19 protein-coding genes are annotated in these 22744 nt (G+C 57.2%); 6 read left to right on the top strand and 13 right to left on the bottom strand.

The genetic code is table 11. From position 1 onward, the window contains the following. Positions 1–36 precede the first annotated feature (36 nt). From CFBP5473_RS17610 to CFBP5473_RS17580, 7 genes are all read right to left on the bottom strand, one after another. A complete protein-coding gene (locus tag CFBP5473_RS17610; RefSeq protein WP_136954398.1) occupies positions 37–1032 on the bottom strand; it encodes a glycosyltransferase family 2 protein in 996 nt (331 codons plus the stop codon). Continuing rightward, positions 1029–1961, bottom strand: coding sequence for a glycosyltransferase family 2 protein (locus tag CFBP5473_RS17605; protein ID WP_136954397.1), 933 nt, complete (start codon positions 1959–1961; stop codon positions 1029–1031). The genes CFBP5473_RS17610 and CFBP5473_RS17605 overlap by 4 nt, the downstream gene beginning before the upstream one ends. Then, positions 1958–2974 carry a glycosyltransferase family 2 protein gene (locus tag CFBP5473_RS17600; RefSeq protein ID WP_136954396.1) on the bottom strand — a complete coding sequence of 339 codons (1017 nt, stop codon included), beginning with the start codon at positions 2972–2974 and terminating at the stop codon, positions 1958–1960. The genes CFBP5473_RS17605 and CFBP5473_RS17600 overlap by 4 nt, the downstream gene beginning before the upstream one ends. Positions 2975–2988: 14 nt before the next feature. Next, positions 2989–4170 (bottom strand): glycosyltransferase family protein, encoded by a 1182-nt coding sequence (locus CFBP5473_RS17595; RefSeq protein WP_136954395.1) that lies wholly within the window; start codon positions 4168–4170, stop codon positions 2989–2991. Positions 4171–4211: 41 nt separating this feature from the next. Then, entirely contained in the window at positions 4212–4988 is a 777-nt protein-coding gene (gene exoK, locus CFBP5473_RS17590; RefSeq protein WP_027674965.1) for an endo-1,3-1,4-beta-glycanase ExoK, read from the bottom strand. Between the two features lie 4 nt (positions 4989–4992). Then, complete coding sequence (locus CFBP5473_RS17585; RefSeq protein ID WP_106389372.1) at positions 4993–6141, bottom strand: acyltransferase family protein; 1149 nt, start codon at positions 6139–6141, stop codon at positions 4993–4995. A 362-nt stretch (positions 6142–6503) separates the two neighbouring features. Next, positions 6504–7988 (bottom strand): lipopolysaccharide biosynthesis protein, encoded by a 1485-nt coding sequence (locus CFBP5473_RS17580; protein WP_027674967.1) that lies wholly within the window; start codon positions 7986–7988, stop codon positions 6504–6506. 120 nt (positions 7989–8108) lie between these two features. On the opposite strand from CFBP5473_RS17580, the gene CFBP5473_RS17575 reads away from it, so the two are divergent. Then, complete coding sequence (locus CFBP5473_RS17575) at positions 8109–9074, top strand: glycosyltransferase (RefSeq protein ID WP_027674968.1); 966 nt, start codon at positions 8109–8111, stop codon at positions 9072–9074. A 36-nt stretch (positions 9075–9110) separates the two neighbouring features. Next, positions 9111–10067, top strand: a complete 957-nt coding sequence (locus CFBP5473_RS17570) for a polysaccharide pyruvyl transferase family protein (protein ID WP_027674969.1) — start codon at positions 9111–9113, stop codon at positions 10065–10067. Positions 10068–10089: 22 nt separating this feature from the next. Here CFBP5473_RS17570 and CFBP5473_RS17565 read toward each other — a convergent pair whose 3' ends face one another. Beyond that, a complete protein-coding gene (locus CFBP5473_RS17565) occupies positions 10090–11085 on the bottom strand; it encodes a glycosyltransferase family 2 protein (RefSeq protein WP_027674970.1) in 996 nt (331 codons plus the stop codon). A 113-nt stretch (positions 11086–11198) separates the two neighbouring features. Further along, the gene (locus CFBP5473_RS25605) at positions 11199–11540 is read right to left on the bottom strand and encodes an exopolysaccharide production repressor protein (protein WP_272949276.1); all 342 of its coding nucleotides are present in this window, start codon (positions 11538–11540) and stop codon (positions 11199–11201) included. Positions 11541–11843: 303 nt separating this feature from the next. Between CFBP5473_RS25605 and CFBP5473_RS17555 the strand changes: the two genes are divergently transcribed. Next, positions 11844–12113, top strand: a complete 270-nt coding sequence (locus tag CFBP5473_RS17555) for a DUF6074 family protein (RefSeq protein WP_027674972.1) — start codon at positions 11844–11846, stop codon at positions 12111–12113. A 6-nt stretch (positions 12114–12119) separates the two neighbouring features. Here the strand turns inward: CFBP5473_RS17555 and CFBP5473_RS17550 are convergent, their stop codons facing one another. Then, positions 12120–13145 carry a LacI family DNA-binding transcriptional regulator gene (locus tag CFBP5473_RS17550; protein ID WP_027674973.1) on the bottom strand — a complete coding sequence of 342 codons (1026 nt, stop codon included), beginning with the start codon at positions 13143–13145 and terminating at the stop codon, positions 12120–12122. Between the two features lie 155 nt (positions 13146–13300). On the opposite strand from CFBP5473_RS17550, the gene CFBP5473_RS17545 reads away from it, so the two are divergent. The 3 genes from CFBP5473_RS17545 to CFBP5473_RS17535 all read left to right on the top strand — a co-directional run bounded on the left by CFBP5473_RS17545 (position 13301) and on the right by CFBP5473_RS17535 (position 17010). Next, the gene (locus CFBP5473_RS17545; RefSeq protein WP_027674974.1) at positions 13301–14827 is read left to right on the top strand and encodes a sugar ABC transporter ATP-binding protein; all 1527 of its coding nucleotides are present in this window, start codon (positions 13301–13303) and stop codon (positions 14825–14827) included. A gap of 54 nt (positions 14828–14881) precedes the next feature. Beyond that, positions 14882–15895: an ABC transporter permease gene (locus CFBP5473_RS17540; RefSeq protein ID WP_027674975.1), complete on the top strand. Its 1014-nt coding sequence runs from the start codon at positions 14882–14884 to the stop codon at positions 15893–15895. 167 nt (positions 15896–16062) lie between these two features. Further along, a complete protein-coding gene (locus CFBP5473_RS17535) occupies positions 16063–17010 on the top strand; it encodes a substrate-binding domain-containing protein (protein ID WP_027674976.1) in 948 nt (315 codons plus the stop codon). A 51-nt stretch (positions 17011–17061) separates the two neighbouring features. Here the strand turns inward: CFBP5473_RS17535 and CFBP5473_RS17530 are convergent, their stop codons facing one another. From CFBP5473_RS17530 to CFBP5473_RS17520, 3 genes are all read right to left on the bottom strand, one after another. Further along, a complete protein-coding gene (locus tag CFBP5473_RS17530; protein ID WP_027674977.1) occupies positions 17062–18324 on the bottom strand; it encodes an NAD(P)/FAD-dependent oxidoreductase in 1263 nt (420 codons plus the stop codon). 74 nt (positions 18325–18398) lie between these two features. Beyond that, a complete protein-coding gene (locus CFBP5473_RS17525; protein ID WP_157835796.1) occupies positions 18399–19982 on the bottom strand; it encodes a glycosyltransferase family 39 protein in 1584 nt (527 codons plus the stop codon). A gap of 233 nt (positions 19983–20215) precedes the next feature. After that, positions 20216–22504: an NADP-dependent malic enzyme gene (locus CFBP5473_RS17520; RefSeq protein WP_027674978.1), complete on the bottom strand. Its 2289-nt coding sequence runs from the start codon at positions 22502–22504 to the stop codon at positions 20216–20218. Positions 22505–22744: the final 240 nt, after the last annotated feature.

Raw genomic sequence — 22744 nt, 5'->3', positions numbered from 1 at the left:
CTTGATTGAAATTCAGAAATCCAGCTGCACTGAAATTCACGAAGTCTGTCGTTTCACCTGTGAGGGCAGTTGAGACGGAAAAATCGCCTCCCTTAGTTTCTTGATCCTCACCGCAATAGGCATAGTGAGATGTCGCATTGCGCGTGGGTTTTTGAGTGCGACATTGATTATGCCAGTTGGTGATCGGCGTTTGATGCTGTCGACGAGGATGAGGAAGTGGCGGGCTTCGATGAGGCTTCGGGTGCGGGCCTTTTGGGCATCCATGGCGGCGGGTAGAAGGGTGAACTCGGCGAGGAAATCGCGGTCTGCCGCAATCATCGCATCGACATGGCGCAGTTCCAGAACGCGCGAGATGGAGCCCTCGCGGATGTTGTAGACATAGCCCGGCGTCGGCTCGATGGCGCAGAGGCCGCCTTTGGCCAGAGCGGAAGCGAGCAGCAGGTAATCCTCGCCGATCCGCAGATCGGGGCGGAACCGGAGGCCGTTTTCATTGAGGAAGTCACGCCGGAACATCGGCTTCATGTAGCCGTAATTGAAGGTGGACTTGAACAGGATGTTCGAGCCGATGAACTCTTCGAGTGTCAAGGTCTCTTTCTGCGTCAGGAATTTCTGGCAGAACATCGTGTCCTTCGGGCGTCCGTCCAGATAGACCACGTCCAGATTATCGACCGCGATCTGCGCAATGGCTTGCTCGGCGCGCCAGATCATGCGGGCGCTGCGATCCTGATAGATCACGTCGTCGGAATCGAGAACCGCAATCCAGCGTCCACGTGCTGCATCGATGCCTGCATTGCGCGCGCCGCCGGGCCCGAGATTTTGCGCAAGTGCAAGGAGCTTGACGCGCGGTTCGCCTTCGGCAAGCGCACCGACGATCTCGCGCGTCGCATCCGAGGAACAATCGTCCACGACGATGACCTCAAGCGACACGCCCTGCTGCGTCAGCGCACTTTCGATGGCGGGAACGATCGTATCCGCAGAATTATAGGCCGCGATGATGAAGGTGACATCCGGTTGCGTGTGCAGCGCGCTCATGCAGCCTCCACCGTTCCATATTGACGGATTTCGCGCACGCCGAAGATACCGCTGAGCGCGCCTGCATGCAGCGCCGTGCGTAGGGCAGAGCGCGTGCGGCGGACCGGATCGAAAGCGGTCAGAACTGTGAAGACCGCGCTATAGACGATCTTCGCTACCGTCGCGACGATCAGCGGCAGGCGCTTCAGTCCGGTCTTCTGCTCCGCCTTCAGCCGTCCATGCGTCTGCCCGGAGCGGAAGCGGCGCTTTGCCAGCCATAGGAAGCTTGCGCGCGTATCCGGCACGGGTTCGGTCAGCATCGCATGTTGCGCATAGGCAATGCGTCCGCCATCCGCATGCATATGGGTGAAGAAGTGCGTGTCCTCACCGCCGCTCTGGCCCAGCGACAGGGCAAAGCGGCGTCCGCTGATCGATGGAGCATCCATCTTCAAAAGCGTGTTGCAGGTATAGCCGGTGATGATCTCGCCATCGACCCAAACGGGGAAAGTGGAGTGGAAGTCGCCCTTCTTCATCCAGCCGGGCACATTGTCCTTGTAGAGTGCCGTGACCGGGCCGAGCACGGCTTCCGCATCGGTCTCTCTTGCCGTCTTTAAAAGCTCGGAGAGCCAGTTGCGCGGTGCCGTTTCATCATCGTCGATGAACGCCAGATAATCCGCTTCACAGGCAGACAGGCAGGCATTGCGGGCAATCGAGATGTTCGACATCGGGCAGTGGATGTAGCTGATCGCAAATGGCGAGGTCTCGCGCAGCCGGTCGATACTGTCCTTTGCCGATGGTTCGGCATCATTGTCGGCAACGATCAGCCGGACGGAGACGCCTTCCGGCACGTCCAGTTCGAACAGCGATTTCAGCGTCGCAACCACCGCCGGGCGGCGATAGGTGCAGATGCCGATATCGACCTTTGTCGCAGAGGCGGAATTGGAGGTCATGACACTGCCTTTCTCGCAAAGGGTGCGGGCGCGACGAAGGAGCCGATGAGTTCCAGCCAAAAGCCGGTCGACCAGGCCAGATGCATGATCATGGCAGACAGCGCGGCAAGCGGGCCATAAGGGTTCTTCTGGCCGATGGCCATCCACACGCCATAGCTTAAGCATGCGGCAATCCAGAGGCACAGCGGCACGAGCGCAACCCAGTGCACGAAGCCCAACAGCGCAAGAATGACCACGGGCAAGACGGACAGCGGGATCATCTGGCGGATTTTCGGCAGGGTGCGGTGCTTGAGCAGGTTCTTGGCACGCCCCCGGCCATAGGCCAGATATTGCTTAAACAGCGGACGAACGCTTGCGCGCGGATAATAGGTCATGCGCGTCTTGTCGGTCATCCAGATACGGAAGCCCGCTTTTCGTAAACGATGGTCCAGTTCGGCATCTTCATTATGGCTGAAGCCTTCATCATAGCCGCCAACTTCGGTAAAGGCGGCGATGCGCATCAAGGCATGATGGCCGTGATCGATCCAATGGCCCTTGGCGCCCTCGCGGTGCTTGGAACCGCCATTGCCGAGCTTGGAATTCTGCGCAATCGCAGTCGCCTTCTGGAACGTGCTGTGCCCGACCGTATCCATGGCGACGACGACCGAATCCGCGCCGGTTTCGACCGCATCCTGTAACAGCCGGTAGCAGTAATCATCCGGATAATCGCCATGCGCATCGATACGGATCAGATAGTCGTAATCCTTGCCGAACACGTCGATGGCAAGATTGATGCCCGCGCTTTGAATGCGCTTGGGATTGGCCAGAAGAATGACCCGCGGGTCCTGACGCGAGAAGTCGGCGACGATATCGCGCGTGCCATCCGTACTGCCACCATCGGCCACCACGATGCGATCATCCGGGCCGTTCAGCGTGCTGGAGAATTTCAGGAGAAGATCGTCGATCGTCTTCGCCTCATTGAGGCAGGGGATGACGATCAGCGTCTTGATATCGGGAATGGTCGGTAGTTTCATCTCTTGTCCCCAGCTCAAACCGTGGAAAGCGCGGCATCGGCAGCGCGTTGGCCGTCAGGCGAAGACAGCGCCTGAAGCCTGCGCACGAGCTGCTCGCAATCATCCCGGTCCGTTACCCATTGATGCCGGTCGACGGCAGACAGTTCTTCGAAGGCGTCGGTATAGATCCGCTCATCCAGACCGGTGAACAGCGTCGCAAGCGTGTCCGCATCGGCCTGCGGCAAAACAAAGCCGATGTCGCGCTTTTGCAGGAAGCGCGCGGTTTGCGTGCCGGAAACGGCAATGGGCAGGGTGCCATAAAGGCAGCCCTCATACAGCCGGTTCGGCAACAGCCAGCTGGAGTTCTGCCCCTCTTCGAAGAAGTCTATCGCCCAGGTGAACTGCACCTCATTATAGATCGAAGCGAGATCCTCGGGGTTCCTGTACGGCCCGTGGAACGTGACATGCGGCGCTTTGGCGACGATGCCGTCGAAGTCATCGAACTCCGAATAGGCGGGGCGTCCGCGTAAGACAACTTCCACACGCCCGTCCATCCGCTCGGCAAAATCCGTCAGGATCTGCAGCGATTTGCGGCAGCGCAATGCACCGAACCAGCCGATCTTCCACGGCTCTCCCGCAGCCGGCACGCGCGGCAAAGGCTCAGGCGTCGCTTCAGAGCCCAGCATCAGAACCTTGTTTTCCTGAAGCAGCACGGGAAGATCAAGCCCCGAGCGCGGCGCAAAATAATTGTCGACGAAGGCAGGCGAACTGGTGATCAGCAGGCGCGCATTTGCGGCAAGGAAGCGCTGTGCCGCGTTCAGCAGTTTTCCCGGCAGCCCGTCATTCAGCAGCAGGCGGTGAATGTCGAGGCATTCATAGACCACCGGCACATCGGCGCCGAACAGCGCGTTGGCCCGGCGGGCAAGCGCCAGCATTTCCAGATTGCGCGCCAGAATGATGTCGGGCTTTGCAACGCCCCTCAGCTTATCGGCAAGGCCAAAGCTGGATTTGACGACCGAAGCGATGCGCTGGGCAAAGCGGCCATCGGCCGTTTCGCCAAGCACGACCGGCGTCAGACCATCCACCTGCGCCAGCGCATTCTCGCCGCGCCTGAACCCTGCAAGCAGGACGGTTGCACCGCCCGCCTGCAGCGTCATGACGCGCCGCCGGATGGCGGGGTCTGCAAGATCATGCGCGAGGTAGAGAATATGGGTCATATCCGGTCCGGTTATCGAGGGCGGCAATCAGGTAGCGTGCGTCAGTTGGTGGCGCAGGCAACCGACTGCGGAAACTGGCACTTGTCTCCCAGCGCGGTAAAGGCCAGGCGGTCCACCTGCATCGTCGTCGGGCCGGTATAGGCGAACTTGCCCATCCAGCTTTTGAGCGTATCCGTGCCCCACAGGCTGAAGAAAATCTTCTGCGGCGTCTGCGGGATCTTCGATGGATCGGTCACCTCGTGCACCATCTTGCCGTTGACGTAGTAACGCAGGCGCTGCGGCTCCCAGACGAAGGCATAGTCGTTGAACCCCTTGTCTGCACCGCCTGGCACATCCACCAGCTGCTCATTGCCGCCCTTGGCGGAAATATACTGGTTCAGCTGCACCTGACCGCTGTTCTTGCCAAGAACCTCCATGTCGATCTCGTCATGCGGCTTCTTGTCGGTCGGGCCGATATAGGTGAAGAAAGCCGAGTTCAGGCCGGACCCGATTGCCGTCTTGATCCGCGCCTCATAGGTGCCATAACGATACCGCCCCTTGGTCTGGATTTCCCCACAGGAATAATTACGGTCCCCCGCTCGGCCTTCCTGAAACCCCAGCTGCAACTGCCCACCCTCGAATTTCACCAGCTTCTTCGACCACGTGCAGTTCTGATGCGGACCATTGTTCCAGCCATCGGAAACATACCAGAACGAACGGTCCATACTGTCGAAGTTCTCGATAAACGACTTGCCGTTGTCTTCCTGAGCAACCGCCACAGTCGAGCCGAGGCTGAGGGTCACAAATGCTGTGGCCAAAAGGTGCTGGACGTTGGTCATGGGATTACCTCTGTCTTTGCGTGTAGGCAGGATTTGCGGGTGGCTGATGTGCAGCCACGGGCTCTTTCGAAGTGACATGCTGCACGGGCTTCGGCTTGCCGCTGCGGCTTCCGGTCAGCACCGCGTAAAGGCTGGGAAGCTTCGCGCGCACCTGTGCATTGGTCACAATCAGAATGGCGAAGGTCAGCAGGACCGCGCCAATGTAGAAGGCGGGGTAGAAGTCCGGGCCGCCCTTGTTCCAGACCATCCACATGAGGACCAGAAGCGGGTAATGGGCACAGAAAATCCAGAAGCTGAGGCTACCCGTCTGAGCGAGGCGCTGACCGAGCTTGCTCTTCACCAGCAGTGAAGAGGCAACCCAGAAGCCGATTGCGCCGAATACCGCGAGAAGATTGCGAAGCAGGTTCAGCTCGAAGGTGAATTCAGGGCCGGTAAAATAGAGGCCCGTCGCCAGCATTGCGGCAGCCACCAGCGTCGCCGCGGTCAGCTTGCCCGCATATGGGTCGAGCGTCTTGAGATCGACCTTATGGAGCGCCAGCGCAATGCCGAGCGTGAAGCTGAAGAGGATCGATTTCTTCTGCACGATCATCAGCGTCAGATCGGGAATAGCAGTCACCAGCAGCAGCACTGCGAGTGTCGGCAGCGCGAAACGACGCACGAGTAGCGCCAGGATGGGCGACAGCAGAATGCAGACGAAGAGATCACGAAGGAAATAAAGCGGTACGTTGACCGGCAACTCTTCAACCGCCGCGCCATGGCTGATGATTTCGCGCGGGCTGGCGTTCCACAGGTCGGGGAAGTAACCGACGCCGAGGCCCACGCGCTGAATCAAAAGCACAGCAAGGAAAAGAGCGCCGTTCCAAAGCAGGAAAGGCAGAAGAACCGTCTTCGTCTTGGACTTGATCGTTGCCGTGTAATCGAACGCAGCGAAGCCCTTGCGAAACAGCAAGTAACCGGAAATTGCGCTCAAACAGGGCACGCCTATGCGAAACAGCGCATCGCCCAGAAAGACGCGAAGCCAGTCGAAGAAACCGTAAAGACCCAGAAAGGGGCTGGTTTCGGGATTATGCGGCACATGAACGAAGACAATGCCGGATATCAAGATTATGCGCATCAAATTGATACGGGAAGATAGGTTCTGATCAACTGTCACATCAGTTACCCTGGTTGGGCAGTGTCTCCCCTACACCGCGTTTCAAACAAAGCGAACGTGAAGCCCGTGCCCAAAAGTCTGGTTTTTAGTTTAGGGTAAAATGTGGCGACGCAGAAAAATCGTCTCTCAAGATGTAAGGGGTAAATGTCTGGGAACCCGCCTTACGTTACGTCTACGTTTTCACAAGGCTCTGATTTTAAATCGTTTTATTAAAAACGAGAGAATTGACGATCAATCGATTTTTAATCGAAGGCTGTGGATGTTCATGCTGCGGTGCAAAATAAATGCCCGGCGGCGTCACGGAATTGTCAGAAACAATGTCGCAAGCCGGGCGAATTTAAGGCGGAAATAAGGCGGTTGGGTCAGGCAGGTTCAGGTGCCATTGCCTTCTTCGCCCTTCGGTCCCGCACGAGCCCAAGGATTTTGCGCAACAGGGCACGCTCGGTCAGCAATACCAGCACACCGTAAATGACGCCGCCAGCAACCGCGCCGACCAGCACCTGCATATAGGCATGTGAAAGGCTGGCCTCCGTCAGGCTCAGTGTATACCGCACCGCAAGCGCCATGATGAAAGCTGTGATCATTGGGCGGCTGCTGACGTAAAGGCCTGAGAAAAACGGCGTCTCGCTTGCCTTGAACACCGCCCATGAATAGGCGACCAGCGTGGCGGCATTGACGATGCAGAGCCAGACCATGGCGTCGATCAGCGTTCCGTAAATTGCGGCAAGCCAGACCGCAGCGGTCGTTAACACGGCGCGAATCGTGGCCGACCAGAAAAGAACGCGGCCATATCCCGCGCCCTTCAAATAGGGAATGAAGGTGCTGCAAGGGGTCAGAATTGCCTTGGAAAGAGCAAGCAGTCCAAGCACCGGCCAGGCATAGGCCCAGTTGGGGCCAAAGATCACCAGCATTGCCGGTTCGGCAACCGCCCAGAGGCCGAACATCATCGGCGCCAGAATGACGGTCAGGACCTGCGTGCTGAACATCAGCGCATCGCGCCGTCTTTGCTTGTCATCCATCATGCGGCTGAAGGCCGGGAAAAGCACGCCCATGACGGCAGATAGAACGACCTGATTCGGAATGCTGGCAAACCGGTTCGAGGCCGAGTAGGCGCCCGCATCCGCAAGGCCGAGATACCGTGCAATGATGACCATGGGTGACTGGAAGGTAACGAAATTGGCGATTTCCGAGCCCATCAGGCCGGAACTGAAGCCGAGAAGCGGGATCAGTCGCTTCGGCTTCATGACGAGGCGTGGCTTGTAACGCGACACGGCGTAAAGGCCGACGAGGCGAATGAGCGCCGCTGCAAAAAGCTGGATGATCAGCGCCCAGACGCCGAAACCGGCAAAGGCAAGGACCACGGCAAGGATTGCCGCAGCGCTCTCGGACGTCATGCTCCATATCGCGTCCTTGCTGAAATTCATGCGTCTTGCCAAAAGGGAATAGGCCACATCGCCCGCCAATTGCAGCGGAATGAGGAAGGCCATGATACGCAGCAGATAGGCGCTTTCGACGGCGCCCAGCAGGCCGCCGAAGAACTCGGCGCCGAAATAAAGTATCGCCGCCATGGTGCAGGAAATGGCAAGATTTGCCCAGAAGACGGTATGGATCGTGTCCATATCCTCTTCCTTTTCCACGATCAGTGCGGAGGTCAAACCCGCGCCTGCAATCATGGTCAGGAACTGAACGACGGTGAGACCGACCGCAACGACGCCGAATTCTTCCGGCGTCAGTAATCGTGCGAGAATTGGTACCGTGACAAATTTAAGCCCGAATGTACCTGTCTTTGAGAGAACGCTCCAGCCGACATTGGCCGTAATCGTCTTGACGCTCGGAGCTGGAGGCATACGTGCATCCTATAATTTGGAGGCCAGCGAATTCATCGTTGGCGGGAGAGAATTGCCACACATCGGGGCCGCACAAATCGGCGGGCCCGACACTTCTTGATCAGAACAAGGGGCGAAACAATGGCGAAATTTACAGTCGTTATTCCATATTACCAAAAACAGCATGGCGTTCTTGGTCGTGCATTGGCATCGGTTTTCTCTCAGACATGTCAGGATTTCGATCTCGTCATCGTTGATGACGAATCGCCTTATCCCATTGAAAATGAACTGGCAGAGCTTTCCGCAGAGCAGCAAAACCGCATCAAGGTGGTCAAGCAACCCAATGCCGGACCAGGCGGCGCTCGCAACACCGCGCTGGATAATGTTCCAGCGGAAACTTCCTATGTCGCTTTTCTCGATTCGGACGATATCTGGACGCCGGATCATCTGAAGAACGCCGAATACAGCCTCGATACCTTCGGTGGTGAATGCTACTGGGCCTCGATGCAGGCAAGTGATGAGTTCTATTATCACTTCGCTATTTCCGAGCTGGAAAAAAATGACGGCTCGGTTCGGCTGGCCGAATCACCACGCGTCATCGAGTTGCCGGATCTGGCCAGCATTATGCTTCAGAACTGGAGCTTCCTGCATCTTTCCTGCATGGTCATCGGCAGACCGCTGATCGAAACCGTGCGCTTCGACCCTGCTCTCAGATTGGCTGCCGAAGACGTTCTGTTCTTCTGCGATTGCGTGCTGGCTGCCAAGCGCACGCTTCTGTGTAACGATCCCGGTGCTGCGCGCGGCCTGGGGGTGAACATATTTCACAGCATCGATAACACCTCTCCGGAATTCCTGCGTCAGCAGTTCAACACCTGGGTCGCGCTGGACACGTTACAGGATCGGTTCTCCACGCGCCCGCAGGATGTAGAATCCATTGCGTCTTACAAGAACACGGCACGCAAGCAGGCTTTGTGGAGTCAGGCTGGCAACTTGAAGCGCAGAAGAGCTCCTGAACTTGGGCTGCTGTTCAAGTGGATGGTGCGCGATCCGGCCATTCTGCGCGCGGCGATAGAACTCGGAGCAGGGAAGCTTGCGCGACCGAAATAGCAGTCGTCGCATCCCCTTATTCTTCAGGAGTAATCCATGAAACCATATCACTGGGAATCGCATCACGGCAATTTCGGCGATGACCTCAATCTCTGGCTCTGGGACTTTCTGCTGCCCGGCCTGCGCGATGTTCACCCGGATGTGCTGCTGGTTGGCGTCGGCACCGTGCTCAACGATGTGCTTTTTCCGCCCGGCCAGCGCAAGCTGATCATCGGCAGCGGCTATGGCTACGGCGCGGTGCCCGATACGTCCAACAAGGACCTTTGGGACATTCGTTGCGTTCGCGGCGAGATGACGGCGGCAAAGCTCGGCCTGCCCGCTGAAATGGGCATCGTCGATCCGGCCGTGATGGTCACGGAGATGCCGGAGTTTCAGAGCCTCAGGAAAATCCATAAGAAAACCTTCGTCCCCCATTGGGAATCGGCGGAATTCGGGATTTGGGAAAATGTCTGTGAACCCGCTGGACTGACCTATCTTGACCCACGAGGTGAAGCGAAGTCGGTCATAAAGCAGATTGCACAGTCCGAATTCATCGTTGCGGAATCGATGCATGGTGCAATTCTGGCCGATGCTTTCCGCGTGCCTTGGGTGGCGGTCAGTACGTCGACGTCGATCAATAATTTCAAATGGAGCGACTGGGCTGGAAGCGTCGGCGTGAAATATGAGCCGCGCTACATTCCTGTTTCGACGCGTGCCGAAGCCGCGAAGAAGGGCTCCAAGTTCTGGGGCATGAGCTTCCCTCCGCCTCCACCTGCCGAAGTTGTCTCTCAGCCTTACAGCCATGTGCAGGAAGATGGCGATGTCTTAGTACGGGCAGAGCAGCAAGGTCCGTCGCTTCGCAAGTTGGCGAAGCAGGTTCTCGCCGCTCCTTCCTCTCTCGCTCTTTGGCAGGCGAGCCGCGCAGAGCCGCGATTGAGCCCTGATGGACGGCTGGAAGAACGAAAAGAACGGTTCCAGGCTGTGCTTGAAACCGTGAAACGGGACTATTTCTGACGAGGCGAAAGCCGCTGTTGTTTCAGGACGACAGCGGTGTTCCCTTCAGGAGATACCGGATATCCGCAACCGGCTTCGGTTTCTTGCGGAAGCGCGCGGTCTTGTCGAACCATATCCCCGTCGTAATCGCCGGAACTGCCGCAAGACGAGCCAGTGCGTGGCTCATCGCGCCACCCAATCCGCCTTTTGCCTTGGCATCCAGAAAATCCCTGAGTTCGAATTTCTCCCGGATATGCCGTTCGTGCGCTTGCAGAACCGCCTTTTCCTGAGAAGCCAGAGAGTAATCACGAAGGATTTTGCGATCTGCTTCATAGAGCAGTCGCAAGTCTTCGGTGCGGTGCCTGCCGCTTAAGGAATCGCCGCGCACAATGGCGCCATAACCGCAATTGCGAATGACCTTGTAGCGTGCACCGCAGGCTAGAGCGCGAACATAAAGTTCGTAATCTTCACCAAGCCGCAGGGCTTCGTCATAGGAAAGACCATGCTGCTCCAGAAAGGCACGCCGGATGACGGGTTTCAGGAAGCCGGTCTCGCCTCTCTCGATACCGCGCGTGGAAATATTGCCTTCCACGAATTCGGTTAGGGTCAGAAAATGGTGGGCGGGGGCGAAGCTATCTGGAACAATGGTGGAGCCGGATTTGAAGCCTTGCTGGATGAAGGCGATGTTATCGGCCACCAGATCCCAGTCATCCTGCTCCAGCATTGCTGCAAAGCGGCCTTTGAAAAAGAAGTCGTCCGCATCCAGAATACTGATGAGCGGCGCTGAAGAGATGGCGATGGCGTGATTGCGTGCAGCGGATGGTCCGCGATTAACGTCGAAACGCTCGACCTTCAATCGCCCCGAACCGTCGTCGCATCCTGTTGCAACTGCCGCCGTCGCGTCGGTCGATCCATCGTCGATCACCACGACTTCCGAAACTTCCGGCTCAGCAAGCGCAGAAAATATAGCCTGCGCAATGGTGTCGGATGCGTTCTTTGCAGCAATTATCACGCAAATGGATTGCGAACCGCTTGTCATGCCTGCTCCCTTGCTTCGTTGCCTGAACGTTTTGTGGGGGCAGAAAATGTCAGGGATGTGGAACCTGATATTTTATTTCGCACCTGCAAAAATTTGGCCGCGCGGTAAATCGTTCAAATATCGGTCAACTTCGGGCGATGCCGGGTTACGGCAGACATGTTTTCGGCAACCGACGGCTCGTTTGCCGCAGGCATTTCCTTTTGGAATTCCAATGTCTTGCGCATCCGCTTCTTCTCGCGGGATACAAGATAAACCACACCGATGAAGTAACCGACCTGAATAATCACAAGACAGATCAGCGTCTGGATAAAGGCGGTATAGAAGGAGCCGTGGATAAAATATGTTGCAACAGCAAACACAAGCAAAGCACAGATCATGCTGATGAAAACGCGTGGCGCTTGCATATCTCTGTCCTCCGCTAGATGTCTACTCCCGTAGGGAATGGCGTTTTTCATTGGTTCTTTTTCAAGCAAATATATTATGAAACGAGTACCGTTTCAACCGAGTTATACTTTCAATAGCCTATGCGGAATGAAATTTCGGTAATGTTTAATGGTAAAGTTTACGCGAATTTTCGGTTTTTTCCGGCTGCTGGCTCGGTGCACAGTTATAGTTTTTATGGTTTTTGACAGCTTCGCGTTGTGAAGCGATCAGAGGATGAGCCGATGATGAGACATGGATGCGAGCAGGTTGCAGACTTCGTTAACTATGCAGCCCTTAAAACTGGGGAACCGATTCCCAAGCAGCAAGGTGTGCGTGTGACCAAGCGTTCTGAAGTAATTGCGTTTCCTGCCAAAAATCGCGTTCGTGATATCAACCGTTGCGTCCAAATGCTGGAAGTGCTTCACGGTGCTGAAGCCGACCGCTTCTGGCGGGATGAGTGCCGCGCACTCGCTGCCCATCTGACCGATCTCGGTTACGAAGACGGCGCCATGCGCCGCGAAGTCATGGAGTTCCAGAACGCTGTGCAGATGCAACTCTGGGCCGCTTCTCAGACGGAAGAAGCTGCCCGTCGCGATAGCTACTGAAATCTCTTAACTCCGTCGGCGGCTTGGCGCACCAACGGAGTTTCTCACGACCAGATCGGGCGTGAGAAGGATTTCCGATTGTTTCGGCATCTCGCCATTCAGCAATTCGAGCAGAAGCGCCATGGCATGTTTGCCGATTGCGCTGCGCGGCTGGCGAATGGTCGTCAGCGCCGGTGACATGAAGACAGCCTGCGGAATGTCGTCAAAACCCGTCACCGAAAAATCGTTCGGCACATCATATCCGCGCGCGGAAAGACCGATCATCACACCAACGGCAGTTTGGTCGTTGACGCACATGAAAGCGGTGGGCAGCTTGTCGCGCATGAACAGTTGTTCGACCGCGAGACGCCCGCTTTCCAACGTTCCATCACCTTCAAGGATCATGCGGGATGAGGTGCCGATCCCGGCAGCGTTCATGCCTTCCTCGAAACCCGCACGCCTACGTGTATAGGCAAGCCGAACGCGGGAATCGCCTATGAAGGCGATGCGCTCATGGCCTTCGGCAATCAGCATATCCACGATCTTCCGCGCGCCCACCGTGTCATCCACACCCACATAGGGAATGCCGCCGTTGAAGACGGGCTCGAAAACCCCGACACTTGGGGGAAGCCGTGCCGTCATATCCTGATGCCCGAAAGGCAGGATGCCGGTGAAGAGAATAAGTCCCGCTGCCTGGTTGGAATTGAGAAATTTCAGATATTCAAGGCCACGCTGCGCGTCGTTCTGCGTATGGCCGATCAAAATCCCATAACCATGCGCACGGGCCTCGTTTTCCAGTCCGATCAGAATGCTGGAAAAATTCGGGTTGCCAATATCCGGCGCCACCACCAGAATCATGTTGGATCGGCCAAGGCGCAAGCTGCGCGCCATCGCATTCGTTGTGTAACCCGTGACGGCAATGGCCTGATTGACCTTCAGCCGCGTGGAGTTGGCCACCTTTTCAGGCGTGTGGATGGCGCGCGACACGGTGGCAATGGATACCTCCGCTATTCGGGCAACATCTTCAATGGTGGCTGGGGAGGAATGGGACAAAGGTAAGCCTCGGGTCTGTCTGCGACCGGACACTACACACGCCGCCCGTTGCGTCAAACGGATTGATCACATCTGCGTAATTATGGCGAATGTAAACCTTTACATAGGTGATGTAAAGGTTTACATAAAGCATGCGGATGGAGCCGCATGGAGGAATGGGGATGGAGACCGCCGATAATGGCGACGCGGTGCTTTGCGCTCGACGCATTTCAAAATCATTCAATGGTGTGCAGGTTCTGTTCAGCGTCAATTTCGAGCTGAAGGCTGGCGAAATCCACGCTTTGATGGGTGAAAACGGCGCGGGAAAATCCACGCTGGTCAAGGTTTTATCCGGCTTCGAGCAGCCAAGCTCCGGTGAGATTCTGCTGGACGGCAAGCCAATCAAGCTTCCGCCCAATGGCGCCGCGGAGGCTCTGGGAATCGTTATCATCCACCAGGAATTCAATCTGGCGGAACATCTCACTGTTGCGGAAAGCATTTTCCTCGGGCGCGAAGTGACGCGTTTCGGCATTCTGGATCGTAAATTCATGCGCGCGGAAACGCGCCGCATTCTCGATCTTCTGAATTGCCACGTCGATGAAAATGCGATGATTTCGAGCCTCTCCATTGCTGAAAAGCAGATGGTTGAAATCGCAAAGGCGATCAGTCGTGAAGCGCGCATCGTCTTCATGGATGAGCCGACCGCCGTTCTTTCTCGGGAAGAAACCAATTATCTGTTCAAGCAGGTCCGCAAGCTGCGCGACCAGGGCACCAGCTTCGTGTTCGTCTCGCATAAGCTCGATGAAGTCATGGAACTCACCGACCGCGTGACCGTGCTGCGGGATGGTCATTGGGTCAAGACTGCACCCACCGCCATGCTGGATGGTGAAGCCATTGCGCAATTGATGGTGGGGCGTGAGCTTTCCAGTCTCTATCCGGCAAAGCATGAGCCCAATGTCGATGAGCAGGTTGTTCTTAGCGTAAAGAATGTTTCGACCCGTTACGTGAACGACGCCAGCTTTGAATTGCGCAAGGGTGAAATTCTTGGTTTTTCCGGCCTCATCGGCTCTGGTCGCACCGAGCTTATGGAGGCAATTGTCGGCCTCAAGGCGCGGCACGGCGGAGAGGTGGATGTCAACGGCGCATCGCTTCCCTCGCATGATCTTCATGCATCCATCGATGCGGGCCTTGCCTATATGACCAAGGACAGGAAGTCCAAAGGGCTTCTATTGACAGCGGGAATGGGACTTAACCTAACCCTTCAATCGCTCGACCGTCATGGCCGTTTTGGCTATCTCAGTTCCGGCAGCGAAGCCCGCGCGCTGGAAAAAGCCCGCCGCCGATTTGATATACGCGTGCGCGATGGCAATGTCGTGGTTGGCCGTATGTCGGGCGGTAACCAGCAGAAGCTTCTTCTGGCAAAGGTCATGGAAACCGAGCCGAAGATCATCATTATCGATGAGCCCACACGCGGCATCGATGTCGGCACCAAGCAGCAGATCTATCATTTCATCTCGGCGCTTGCGCGCGACGGGCACTCCATCATCGTCGTTTCCTCGGAAATGCAGGAGGTTATCGGCCTCTGCACCCGCATTGCAGTGATGCGCGAAGGGCGGATCGTGGGGATGCTCGAGGGAGATGAGATCAACGAGCAGGAAATCATGCGCTACGCCGCCGGATTGAAAACAAAAATAGCAGCCTGATCACGAGGGGAATCGTTGCAGGCGATAAGGCAGGACGGGAGGTCTGTTTTGGGTATGAGTGTAAGTGAAGACGGCAAGGAAAAAAGTGACCGGCGGTCGCGCTCGTTTCGCGATGTGGACCTGCGCGCGGTCGCCCCTTTCGTCGCCCTTCTGCTGCTGCTGATCGTCGGCGCGCTGGTGAACCCGAACTTCATCAGCATCAACAACCTCGCCAACGTTGCCACCCGAAGCGCCTTCATCGCCATTATCGCGGTAGGTGCTACCTTCGTCATTTCGGCGGGTGATCTGGATCTGTCGGTCGGCTCCATGGTCGCCTTTGTTGCCAGTCTCATGATCCTGCTGATGAATTCCGGCACGATAACCGATCCGGCGCTGATGCTGGTGACGGCAATCGTGTTTACCGTCATTGCCGGTTCTCTCTGTGGTCTCGCCAATGGCCTGATCACGACTGTCGGAAAGATCGAGCCATTTATCGCGACGCTTGGCACGATGGGCGTTTATCGCGGCCTGACGACATGGCTTTCGCAAGGCGGCGCCATAACGTTGCGCGAACCCCAGCTACAAAGCATGTATCGCCCTGCCTATTTCGGTACGATCTTCGGCGTGCCGGTGCCCATCATCGTCATCATCGCAGTGACCTGCGTCGCTGCCTTCATTCTATACCGCACGCGTTACGGTCGCCATGTCACCGCCGTCGGCTCGAACCGCGATGTGGCCAAATATTCCGGCATTGCCGTCAACCGTGTCCGCACCATCGCTTTCGTCATTCAGGGTCTGTGCGTTGCCATCGCCGTTCTTTTGTACGTGCCGCGCCTCGGCTCCACATCGGCCACAACGGGCATGATGTGGGAATTGCAGGCCATCACCGCTGTCGTTGTCGGCGGAACGGCATTGAAGGGCGGGGCAGGGCGCGTCTGGGGCACCATCTGCGGCGCCTTCATCCTCGAACTCGTCGGCAATATCATGCTGCTGTCGAACTTCATCAGCGAATATCTGATTGGCGCCATTCAGGGTGCGATCATCATCATCGCCATGCTGGTGCAGCGCTCATTGATGCGCCAGCGCTAGCGCATCGGCGCGAAATCGGAATCGATTTCGCAAAGCACGATGCGCATACTGAAGATGTTAGAGCGTCCTTAGTGCGTCCCACCGGACGCACGGCGCTCTAAGAAATACCGGGTCGAAAGGTCTCCCGGCTTCGTAAATAGAGACCTTATCTTTTGGGAGGAAGACTTATGCGGAAAAGACTGTTTGGAATGGCCGTGGCGCTGGTGGCACTTGCGGGGGCAGTGCAGGCGCAGGACAAGAAAGTGACGATTGGCGTTTCGATCCCCGCTGCCGACCATGGCTGGACCGCGGGCGTGGTGTTCCATGCCGAACGCGTTGCCAAGCTGTTGATGAAGGAGCATCCCGGCCTCAACGTCATCGTCAAGACATCGCCGGATGCCGCGACGCAGGCCAACGCCGTACAGGATCTCGAGACGCAGGGTATCGACGCCCTCGTCATCCTGCCATCCGATCCGGATCCGCTGGTCAACGCCATCAAGGAAGTGAAGGGCAATGGCAAGTTCGTCGCGCTGGTAGACCGCGCACCGAGCGTCAATGACGATACCGTTCGCGATCTTTACGTGGCCGGTAACAACCCGGCGCTTGGTGAAGTCGCAGGCAAATACATTGCCGAGAAGACGCCCGATGCTCAGGTCGTCGTCATTCGCGGCCTGCCGATCCCGATTGACCAGCAGCGCCAGGATGGTTTCGACAAGGGCATTGCCGGTTCCAAGGTCAGGGTTCTGGATCGCCAGTTCGGCAACTGGAACCGCGACGATGCCTTCAAGGTCATGCAGGATTACCTGACGAAATACCCGAAGATCGATGTCGTATGGTGCCAGGATGACGACATGGCTGTCGGCGTTCTTCAGGCCATTGAACAGGCCAAGCGCACCGACATTCAATATGTCGTTGCCGGTGCAGGCTCGAAGGACATGATCAAGAAGGTCATGGATGGCGACAAGATGATCCCGGTCGACGTTCTCTATCCGCCATCCATGGTGGCAACCGCAATGGAGTTGACGGCAGCGAACTTCTACGATCAGGTCCCGGTTCGTGGCACCTATATTCTCGACGCTACGCTGGTGACGAAGGATAACGCGAAGGACTTCTACTTCCCGGATTCGCCATTCTGATCTGCGAAAAACCCGAGCAAGAGAGGCCCGCCTTCAAGCGGGCCTTTTTTTTCAGGAAAATCGGTTGGCGCGGAATGGGTCGGTAGAGATGGACGTTTCCCGATCGCCGACGAGTTCCGTGACAAGACGTGCCGTCGCTGCGGATTGGGTGAGGCCCAGATGCCCATGGCCGAAGGCGTAGATGACCGAGCGTGCCGCGCGCGACCGGCCAATCACGGGCAGGCTGTCCGGCAGGGAGGGACGGAAACCCATCCACTGCTTTCCGCCTTCCGTTTTCAGTCCTGGCAGGAACTGGCTTGCCTTTTTCAACATGGCTTCCGAGCGGCGGAAATTTGCGGGCAGGTCCAAGCCGCCAAGTTCCACCGCGCCACCGACGCGCACGCCGGAAGAAAGCGGCGTCACCACGAAGGCGTGGTCGTTGAAATAAATCTGTCTTTTCAGATCGAATGCACCAACCGGCAGCGTCGTGTTATAGCCGCGCTCGGTCTCCAGCGGCACGATATCGCCGAGCGTCGCGGCAAGCGGTTTCGACCATGCGCCACCCGCAACGATAACCCGGTCCGCATCGATCTTGTCACCATTGGTAAGAGTGACGATGGTACTCTCACCGACGGTTTCGATCCTGAGAGCTTCGCCCTTGCGCAGCGTCGCACCTCTGGCGATGACCAGTTCCGCGATTGCTTTGGTGAACTCATGCGGATCGCTGACCTGCAATCCTGCAGGCGTGAAAACCGCATGCTTGAACTGCGGTGCAAGCCCGGGCTGGAGCTCATCGATTTCCATTCTGTCGATGCGCGAAAAGTCAAAACCCGCCTTGGCTTTTTCCTCCCAATGAGGGCTGGAGGCATCGAAGCTCGCTCTGCTGTCGTAGAGATCAAGCGTGCCGGTGTTGGAGACGAAACGGGAAAGTTCAGGCATGGCGGCAACGTGCTGCATTTCTGCAGAGGCAAGCGCCATCATCCGGGTCTGAACTCTGAGGCCGTGTTCGTACATGCGTGGCGAACTGGCTTTCCAGAAGCGCCAAAGCCAAGCTGCGATCTTATGCGCATAGGCTGGCGGCACGCTGAGAGGTCCGAGCGGATCCATCAGCCACTTGGGGGCCCTCTTCATGATGCCGGGCGCTGCCATGGGAATGATTTCGGGAAAGGCCAGAATGCCTGCATTTCCAGCGCTCGCGCCGCGTGCGACATCACCACGTTCCAGAAACGTTACGCTTTTGCCAGCGTTTTGGAGATAGAGCGCCGACATGGCGCCTATGATGCCGGTGCCGATGACCAACACCTCGCATTTGCCGAAAGAGCCGCCTCTATCCATTCTTCACCCACCCACGACGAAACCAGCACACCTGCGCCAGAGATTGCCTAACATCTTTGCATATTGTTTGTCGACTATGGCTGCCGTGGCGTGCCTTCGAAATTGTCCGGTGTGATCAGGCTGTAGGTGTAATTCTGCATCCTGCCTTCTATCGGATAGTACATGGGCGATGAGAAACTATTTACCGTTACGTTCTTCAGCTTCACACCGATCTGGCCTTCCAGCCACGCGGTCATCTTGTCCGTGTCACCATCGCCTGAAGAAACGAAGAGGATAGGGTGGTCGAAGGATGGCTGAAACGACGGATCGAAGTCGTCATAGATGACAGTTGCGACGGTTGTTTCCGGGAATATGAAGCGGATATTCCCGCCCGTCAGCCAATCAGGTGTCACTATCAGCGAAGGGGAGATGCCTTTCTCATCATGAAGATGGTGGCGCAGGCTTTGCCAGTCGCGGTTGGACTTCGAACTATCACCAACAAGAGCCTGAACAGGCACAGACAAAATCAGCGCAATAGGCAAAAAGCCCATGATGCCGAGGCAGACAGGGAGGACTTTTGCCACGAATTTTACCTGATCCAGCCGTCCATTCTGGAACCAGAGGGCTGCCAGAATAGGAAACGGCATTACCAGCGGCAGCAGCCATCTATCGCGCACCTCCGTCATGGTAGTGGTGACGATAACGAGCAGGAGCAAGGCGGCCAGTGCGAGGAAGTAGTGCAGGAAGAAGCGCATCCAATGCGCCTCCGCCGCTTCCCCAATCGGAGCACTTTTGTTTTTGGCTCTCGATGCGAAAAGGATCAGGGCTGGAATGGCGATGATGACAAGCGAGCCCAGGATAACGCGCAGCACCCCCATCACGATCTGCATCATGCGGCTGTCCGGCGCCGCCTCGGCCATGCGCTTCAGCGTGACTTCGGAGGCGAATTGTAAGTTCTCGAAAAGCCAGATCGCATGGGGAATGAAGACGATGAGGCTGACGGCAATCGTCAAAAGGAAACGGCGGTCGAGAATGCGCTCGCGCCCGTTGGGATGAAACCAGACGGCGGCCAGAACGGCAGGCAGGATCAGCACGAAGTTGTATTTCGACAGCATGCCGAGGCCAACGGCCAGGCCTGCCAGAAGATATCCCCAGGTCGTTGGCTTCTGGATCAGGCGAACGCTCAGATAAATCAGCCATGTGCAGGTCAGCATCAGCATGGCGGTGTGGGTCAGGTCACGCTGGGCCTGCCAGAATACCTGCGGGCTGAGAAACAGCGCGAGTGCCGAGATCAGGACGAACCGTTTGTCCTTCAGCACAAGATCGGCGAGCTTTATGTAAACCGCAAAGGTCAGGAACAGGATGAAATTCTTGGCAATGGCAATCGTCGCCATCGATGTGCCGAAGAGGCTGAAAACGATCTGCTGATACCAGTTGTAAAGCGGCGGCTGCGCATCGTAACCGAGCGCCAGCCATTGCGCGAAAAGCACCTGTTGTGCTTCGTCTATGCGCAGTGCCGGTGGCATCGCCAGCCGAACGAATATCTGGATGATGTAGTAGAGGCCGAACAGCGCGATGACCGCGTTCGGGTTGCCCAGAAGGCATTCGGACAGCCGCCTGTAAACGGAGCGGGTAGTATCGCCGGACATTTTCTCGGTCAGGCATTTCGACATCGTCATAGGGAATCCAGCCATTCGTCATGCGGCACGGTCTACAGCATCCGCATGCCGTCTCAGCGACGACGCGATGCAAATCTGCGCGCCATGCTTAGACAGCTTATGGAAAACTGTAAATCTGCGCAGACGCAATTCCAACTATGTGGCTGAAACGTGTCAGGGCGGGAGCCGGATGAAACTTCCTGTGGATGACGTGTCCGGGAGAGGGTGCCCGCACGGGCGGGCACCCTGAAATGTCAGCGACCGGCGTTGTAGGCCGCAATCGCTGCCATGTTGACGATGTCACTGTCCTTCGCACCCATGGAGGTGATCTGCACCGACTTGTCGAGACCGACGAGAAGTGGACCGATGACCGTTGCGCCACCAAGCTCCTGCAACATTTTCGTGGAGATGGATGCGGAGTGGATAGCGGGCATGACGAGGACGTTTGCAGGGCCGGAAAGGCGCGCAAACGGATACTGGCTCTGCATCTTCTGATGATTGAGCGCGATATCCGCCGACATTTCGCCATCGACTTCGAAGTTGACGTTGCGGCTGTCGAGGATTTTCACCGCTTCACGCACCTTGTCGGAGCGCTCGCCCAGTGGATGGCCGAAGGTGGAATAGGCCAGCATCGCGACGCGCGGCTCATACCCGAAACGGCGCGCCAGACCCGCTGCTTCTTCCGCGATATCCGCCAGGTCCGACGCCGAAGGCATGTCGTGAACGGCAGTATCGGCCACGAAAACGGTACGATTGCGCGATACGACCAGCGAAACGCCGATCACGCGGTGCCCCGGCTTGACGTTGATGCAGCGGCGCACATCCTCCAGTGCCGTGGAGTAATTGCGGGTCGTACCCGTCACCATGGCATCCGCATCGCCAAGCGCTACCATGCAGGAGGCGAAGTGGTTACGGTCGTTGTGAACGAGGCGCTGAACGTCGCGCAACAGGAAGCCCTGGCGCTGAAGGCGCGCGTAGAGATAGTCGATATAGACATCGACGCGCTCCGAAAGACGGGCATTGGTGATCTTGATGTTCGGGCGGTCGAGATCGATACCGGCCCGTTCGGCATTGGCCTTGATGATGTCATCGCGACCGAGAAGGATAGCGGTGCCAAGACCCTGCGCGGTGAACGAGATTGCCGCACGCATGACCTGTTCTTCTTCGGCCTCGGCGAATACGACGCGCTTCGGCGAACGGCGAACGCGCTCGTAAAGGCGCTGCGTCGTGGACGCCATCGGGTCGCGACGGGCGGAAAGCTCGCGGGCATAGGCGTCGAGATCAGGCAGCACCCGGCGCGCGACACCGGTTTCGATTGCCGCATTCGCAACAGCCACCGGAATGGCGGAGATGAGGCGCGGATCGAACGGCACGGGAATGATGTATTGCGGCCCGAAGCGCGGGCGGTTGCCCTGATAGGCGGCTGCAACGTCATCCGGCACGTCTTCACGCGCAAGATCGGCAAGCGCCTGCGCGGCGGCAATCTTCATTTCTTCGTTGATCTGGCTGGCACGAACATCCAGCGCGCCGCGGAAAATATAGGGGAAGCCGAGAACGTTGTTCACCTGGTTCGGGTAATCCGAACGGCCGGTCGCCATGATGGCATCGTCACGGATACGCGCAACTTCTTCCGGCGTGATTTCCGGGTCCGGGTTCGCCATGGCAAAGATGATGGGCTTCGGAGCCATCGACCGGATCATCTCTTCCGAAAATGCACCCTTCTGCGAAAGGCCGAACACGACATCCGCGCCCTTCATGGCCTCAGCCAATGTGCGGTTGTCGGTCTTTACCGCGTGGGCGGATTTCCACTGGTTCATGCCTTCGGTGCGGCCCTGATAGATTACGCCCTTGGTGTCGCAGAGCGTGATGTTGGCAGGGTTGAAGCCCATGGCCTTGATCAGGTCCATACAGGCGATGGCGGCAGCACCCGCGCCGTTGCAGACGAGCTTGGTCGTGTTGAAATCGCGCCCGGTCAACTCGATGGCGTTGATAAGGCCAGCGGCTGCGATGATGGCCGTGCCGTGCTGGTCATCATGAAATACCGGAATATCCATGATTTCGCGCAGGCGGCTTTCGATGATGAAGCATTCCGGCGCCTTGATATCTTCGAGATTGATGCCGCCGAAGGACGGGCCGAGATAGCGCACGCAGTTGATGAACTCGTCTGCGTTTTCCGTGTCCACTTCAAGGTCGATGGAATCGACATCTGCGAAGCGCTTGAACAGAACGGACTTGCCTTCCATGACTGGCTTTGAAGCCAGCGCGCCAAGGTTTCCGAGACCGAGAATGGCCGTACCGTTGGAAATGACGGCAACCATGTTGCCGCGCGTGGTGTAATCATAGGCGGTGGCTGGATCTTCGGCGATGGCTTTTACCGGAACGGCAACGCCCGGAGAATAAGCCAGCGAGAGATCGCGCTGGGTCGCCATCGGCTTGGTCGGCGTAATTTCCAGCTTGCCCGGACGGCCCTGCGAGTGGAAGTCCAGAGCTTCCTGATCGGTCACGGAAGTCTTTCCGGTTGCCACTTTCGTTTTGTCAGACATGCGCCCCGCCTTCTCAAAATCAATTCGAATGGAGGCCGTTGTTATTGTATTTTTATTGGCGCTGCCAAGCGTTCGATGTTGTTCACTGCAACAATTCGCTCGATCTTCTTCAAGAGCGAACGCTTCAATCGATTAGGTGTCCTAAGAATGATCATCCGTGAGCGGAGTTATCCACTGCAATGCGGCTAGATTTCGGAACCGTCATCCTTGGCGGTCGTTTGTTTGCGTGTCGCAATGCGC

The organism is Agrobacterium larrymoorei, from assembly GCF_005145045.1.
Lineage (GTDB): Bacteria > Pseudomonadota > Alphaproteobacteria > Rhizobiales > Rhizobiaceae > Agrobacterium > Agrobacterium larrymoorei.
The sequence above is the reverse complement of the archived record's forward strand: the minus strand, read 5'-3'. Positions and strand labels throughout refer to the sequence as shown.

Coding starts and splice junctions, on each gene's coding strand:
- CFBP5473_RS17610 (WP_136954398.1), bottom strand. CDS start 1,032: ATGAGCGCGCTGCACACGCAACCGGATGTCACCTTCATCATCGCGGCC.
- CFBP5473_RS17605 (WP_136954397.1), bottom strand. CDS start 1,961: ATGACCTCCAATTCCGCCTCTGCGACAAAGGTCGATATCGGCATCTGC.
- CFBP5473_RS17600 (WP_136954396.1), bottom strand. CDS start 2,974: ATGAAACTACCGACCATTCCCGATATCAAGACGCTGATCGTCATCCCC.
- CFBP5473_RS17595 (WP_136954395.1), bottom strand. CDS start 4,170: ATGACCCATATTCTCTACCTCGCGCATGATCTTGCAGACCCCGCCATC.
- exoK (WP_027674965.1), bottom strand. CDS start 4,988: ATGACCAACGTCCAGCACCTTTTGGCCACAGCATTTGTGACCCTCAGC.
- CFBP5473_RS17580 (WP_027674967.1), bottom strand. CDS start 7,988: ATGCCTCCAGCTCCGAGCGTCAAGACGATTACGGCCAATGTCGGCTGG.
- CFBP5473_RS17575 (WP_027674968.1), top strand. CDS start 8,109: ATGGCGAAATTTACAGTCGTTATTCCATATTACCAAAAACAGCATGGC.
- CFBP5473_RS17570 (WP_027674969.1), top strand. CDS start 9,111: ATGAAACCATATCACTGGGAATCGCATCACGGCAATTTCGGCGATGAC.
- CFBP5473_RS17565 (WP_027674970.1), bottom strand. CDS start 11,085: ATGACAAGCGGTTCGCAATCCATTTGCGTGATAATTGCTGCAAAGAAC.
- CFBP5473_RS25605 (WP_272949276.1), bottom strand. CDS start 11,540: ATGAAAAACGCCATTCCCTACGGGAGTAGACATCTAGCGGAGGACAGA.
- CFBP5473_RS17545 (WP_027674974.1), top strand. CDS start 13,301: ATGGGGATGGAGACCGCCGATAATGGCGACGCGGTGCTTTGCGCTCGA.
- CFBP5473_RS17540 (WP_027674975.1), top strand. CDS start 14,882: ATGAGTGTAAGTGAAGACGGCAAGGAAAAAAGTGACCGGCGGTCGCGC.
- CFBP5473_RS17535 (WP_027674976.1), top strand. CDS start 16,063: ATGCGGAAAAGACTGTTTGGAATGGCCGTGGCGCTGGTGGCACTTGCG.
- CFBP5473_RS17530 (WP_027674977.1), bottom strand. CDS start 18,324: ATGGATAGAGGCGGCTCTTTCGGCAAATGCGAGGTGTTGGTCATCGGC.
- CFBP5473_RS17525 (WP_157835796.1), bottom strand. CDS start 19,982: ATGACGATGTCGAAATGCCTGACCGAGAAAATGTCCGGCGATACTACC.
- CFBP5473_RS17520 (WP_027674978.1), bottom strand. CDS start 22,504: ATGTCTGACAAAACGAAAGTGGCAACCGGAAAGACTTCCGTGACCGAT.